Raw genomic sequence first — 4,279 nt, forward strand, 5'->3', positions numbered from 1 at the left:
GTCCTGTTAATGACGCGCCCGGACGGCACGCTCCAGACGTTTCACCAGCCCGGGTTCCCATTGCTCCAGAGACAATCGCTGCGCCTGCTGCCAGAGCTGGCGGTAATGCATCTCAGCCAGATTCGTTAATCCCTCAGTATCCAGCAACTCCGCCAGCATCAGTCCGGCGTAAAAGGCCTCGCGGGGCTCACTTTGAGTCCTGATATTCTCTTCCAGCAGGGCCAGCGCCGCATTCAGCCCCTGCTCTTCGCGACAGGCACCAATCGCGGCGTTCACATCACCGCAGACCTCCTCCCGTTCCGTCTCTGCTGCCCGCAGCCACTGTTCACAACGGGACGATAAAAATGGGGTGTCATCACTGAAAGTCAGCGTTCTCAGCGCGGGCAGGCGATGTAATACATGCAAAAGTTCATCCCTGATGGCATGCGCGACCGCAGCAAATCCCTGTACTGTCGCCATCTGCGCCGACAGCCAGTGACCATCAAACCAGTAAGGCGCAAGCGTGAGGCTCGTCTCTGTCTGTCGCCACAGGGTGATATCGGCGTGGGGAAGGGCGGATTCGTATTCACTCACCCGGTCAGGTGAGACCGCTGCCAGCGGCGTTTTATTGCCACGGGTAACAACAGGCGCCGAGGTAATGGTGTGCCAGATGGCATAGCGACGCAGGCGATATCCCACGGCCTCATCAGGATGTTGACAGGTCAGACGCTCTGCCACTTTCAGCAGCGTCCGCTGCCATACCCGCTCATCGGCATCATCAACATTCATGTCCTTGTAGTTATTGCGGATAACGGGCTCAAGTGATGTTGCTGCCTCGGGTGATTCAGGGGAAGACGGGCGCTCTGAACTGACAGGGGTCGGCTCCTGACACTGACGTTCAGCACGTTGCAACGTGCTGAGCAGTCCGTCAAACAGGTTGCCCGGGTCTGATACCAGAGTACCCCAGGTCCGCGCCAGCCCCTGAATCAGCGCCATCACGCTTTCCAGCTCGGTCCCCGTTGCCCGCTCACACAGGCGAGCCTGCGCCCCCTCAAAGCGACGAACCATCTGGACCATCAGGCGCTGCTTTTGTGCCGGGCTGGACGGCCATGCGCGTGTCCACCAGGCCGACAGCCAGTCATCCATCAGGACCAGGGCTGCAGACCACGACTCAGCGGTCGCCGGATGCTGAAGACAGCGCACCAGTTGCACCAGCACACGCATATCCTTGGTTCGGGTTTCCAGCAGCGTCAGGCAGTCAAGGGCCACCGCATCCAGACTCACCTCACTGTGGGCAAGCGAACCCAGTTTCACCAGTTCAGTCTCTGTCTTTTCCCACAGCGGATCGTCCGCGCTGACCGCGCTTTCTGTCAGCTCATCAGGTAATACTGCCAGCAGGCGCTGGCTCCAGGGATGCCGGAATGTCATGACTGACCTCCCCAGTGGCACTGCTGGCGCAACGGCCTGATGGCGCTTTCCAGCCCGTCCAGCGGCAGACGGAGGGACTGCCCATGAGCGTTCGAGAGCGTCAGTGCCTGATGGCTAAACCAGTGACGCAGCTCGTCAATAGCAGGCAGTCCCCGGGCAAACTCCAGCAGTTGCCCCTGGTCACGCACAAACCAGTTACCGGAAGCCGGTTCACCGTCAACATCCACCGTCACCGTATTCCCCTGCCAGGGTGTCGCAGGGCGCACGCTGAGCCGGGTGATCCCACTCTGGCAGGACACCGTGATTATCCCGTCGGACGGGATCGTGCGGATCAGTACGCGATCGCCCTTTACAGGATCGGTCGTCATCTGAAATCCGCTGTCGCGGGCCTGCTGTTGTGCCGGAGCATGACGAAAACGCGCCAGGGCGTCATAACAGGCAAGACGCAACGTAGACTCCTGCTCGGATTGACATTTTTCCAGTCCCCCCGGCACAACCGGCTTTCCCGTCAGCGAGGCCAGCAGCGGCAGTAATGTCAGCATCCCCATCACGCCCTCTCCAGCTTCTGACATTTATGATCGAGCGTCCGGCGCGGAATATTCAGGCTCTCCGCCACACGCTGACGATCGCCGCGAAAAAACGCCAGACGTGAGCGAATAACACCCGACTCAAAGGTCTGAACGGCTTCACGTAAATCCCGGACATGCAGGTAGTCATCATGTTCAGACGCAGGTGCCTGCAGACACGTCTCAGGAGCCTCCGAAAGCGGCCCCGGTATGTCAATCCTCTGACCGTCTGCAGCATGTGCGCAGGCGACCTCTGTCATGTTACGCAACTCACGGACATTGCCCGGAAACGTATAGCCGAGCAGGCGTCTGAGTGATATCAGGCAGATGTCACCGGGACGTTTATCATCGCGCTCGCTGAAGGCGGCAATAAAATGACGGCATAACAGCGGAATATCTTCAGGACGTTCACGCAGGGGCGGCACAACCAGTTCGCTCTGGCAAAGGCGGTGGTACAGATCCTGGCGAAAATGCCCGTCGGTAACGCGCTGCCTGAGCGCGTGATGCGTGGCAGCCACCACCCGAAAATCGGAATACTGCTCCTTATCACCACCCAGCGGGCGGTACTGACGGGTTTCGAGCACGCGCAGGAGTTTGGCCTGCATGACAAGGGGCATATCCCCCACCTCATCAAGAAACAGCGTGCCGCCGTTCGCCCGGGCAATCAGCCCTTCTTTATGGGCATGCGCGCCGGTAAACGCCCCTTTCTGCCAGCCGAACAGTTCACTTTCAATCAGGTTTTCGGGGACCGCCGCGCAGTTCAGCGCGACCAGCGGCTGCCCGGCACGGGAGGAGCACTCATGCACCAGTTGCGCCACCACCTCTTTTCCGGTGCCGGTTTCACCTTCAATCAGCACCGACAGGGAATGGGCTGCCGCATACCGGATGCACTCCCGAAGCGCTTGTACCGCAGATGACTGACCGACCAGACGGCTTGCCAGCAGATGTGTCAGCCTGTCGTGCTCCGTCTGCTCATCCGTCACCCTGCGCAGTGAATCACGCAGACACTGGCTTTCTTTCTGATTGTGCTGCATCTGATGCAGCCGGCTGCGCTGGAGGGTAAACAACCGGAGAAGTTGCCCGGTCAACTCGCTGTCAGACCACCGCTGAAGGGCATCCGACTTATCAAATAGTCCGAGCACCCCGGTCATTTTTTGCGTCTCATCGCAGACAGGTAACGCCAGCAGGCCTGTCGTTGCCTTCATGGTCATCAGCAGTTCACGAAAACCCGCGTGTTCGGTCCGCGCACCGCCGTGCAGGGTTTCCCAGAGATGCGGGGCGTTGTCATGCACCACACTGGCCAGCGGATGGCCGAAGTCATCCACCGGCAGCACCAGATGAAATGACCCGGCAGGGTGATACCCGGTACACGCCAGTAAACGCCCGCTGTAATCACACAGTCCCAGGATAATGCCCTCTGGCTGCCAGCATTCCCTGAGGGTGGCGAGCAGCCAGTCAGCCAGGGCGTCGTCATTGTCTGGCTGGATAAGGGATTCTGCGAACTGCAGCACCTGTAGCATGTTCACCCTTCCACCACTGACACAAACTCACCGGCATCGACACCAATACGGATCCGGGATACCGGTTCAGCCGATGATGTCTTCTGCAGCAGTTTCAGCGACAACGACGGTAACAACGCCCCGTCAATGATGGACTCCAGCATACGGGCACCATTCTCGCTGCGGGTCGCCCGGCGCAAAATCTCATCAGCCACCGCATCGTCGGTCTCAACGCTCGCGCCAAAACGCTGCGCCAGCAGCGTACTGAGATGAGTCAGTTTGCCCTGCACGATGGTGCGCAGCGTATCGGACGACAGCGGCAGATAAGGGATAATCTCCATACGGGCCAGCAGTGCGGGCCGGAAAAAGGCCGCCAGCTCCGGATAGATTGCGTCGTGGAGCGCCTGCGGCTCCCCGGCATTGTCCACGATTGTCTGATAGCCCAGGTTGGAGGTCAGAAAGAACACCACATTTTTACAGTCAATTACCCGTCCCTCACCGTCGGCCATTTCACCTTTATCGAACGCCTGGTAGAACAGGTTCAGCACGTCCGGATGGGCTTTTTCCACCTCATCAAGCAGCACCACCGAATACGGTTTACGTCGAATGGCCTCGGTCAGCACACCGCCTTCCCCAAAACCGACATACCCGGGAGGAGAGCCAATCAGTCGTGAGACGGTATGTTTCTCCTGATACTCGGACATGTTGATGGTGGTGAGGTAATGACGCCCGCCAAAAAGCAGCTCCGCAATCTGCACCACGGTTTCGGTTTTCCCGACCCCGCTGGGGCCCACCAGCAAAAATGCG

At 59.3% G+C, this 4,279-nt stretch carries 4 protein-coding genes; all 4 read right to left on the reverse strand.

Translation table 11 applies throughout. From position 1 onward, the window contains the following. Positions 1-6: 6 nt before the first annotated feature. Positions 7-1,407, reverse strand: coding sequence for a type VI secretion system protein TssA (tssA, locus tag DEO48_RS24800; RefSeq protein WP_109846572.1), 1,401 nt, complete (start codon positions 1,405-1,407; stop codon positions 7-9). Continuing rightward, complete coding sequence (locus tag DEO48_RS24805) at positions 1,404-1,979, reverse strand: type VI secretion system-associated protein TagO (RefSeq protein ID WP_109846573.1); 576 nt, start codon at positions 1,977-1,979, stop codon at positions 1,404-1,406. Before DEO48_RS24805 ends, tssA begins: the two co-directional genes overlap by 4 nt. Further along, the gene (locus tag DEO48_RS24810) at positions 1,955-3,493 is read right to left on the reverse strand and encodes a sigma-54-dependent Fis family transcriptional regulator (RefSeq protein ID WP_109846574.1); all 1,539 of its coding nucleotides are present in this window, start codon (positions 3,491-3,493) and stop codon (positions 1,955-1,957) included. Before DEO48_RS24810 ends, DEO48_RS24805 begins: the two co-directional genes overlap by 25 nt. Before the next feature lie 2 nt (positions 3,494-3,495). Beyond that, positions 3,496-4,279: AAA family ATPase (locus DEO48_RS24815; protein ID WP_146198335.1), on the reverse strand; the 784-nt coding region annotated here is incomplete at its 5' end.

The organism is Enterobacter sp. CGMCC 5087, assembly GCF_003144775.1.
In the GTDB taxonomy this organism is placed as follows: domain Bacteria; phylum Pseudomonadota; class Gammaproteobacteria; order Enterobacterales; family Enterobacteriaceae; genus Enterobacter; species Enterobacter cloacae_M.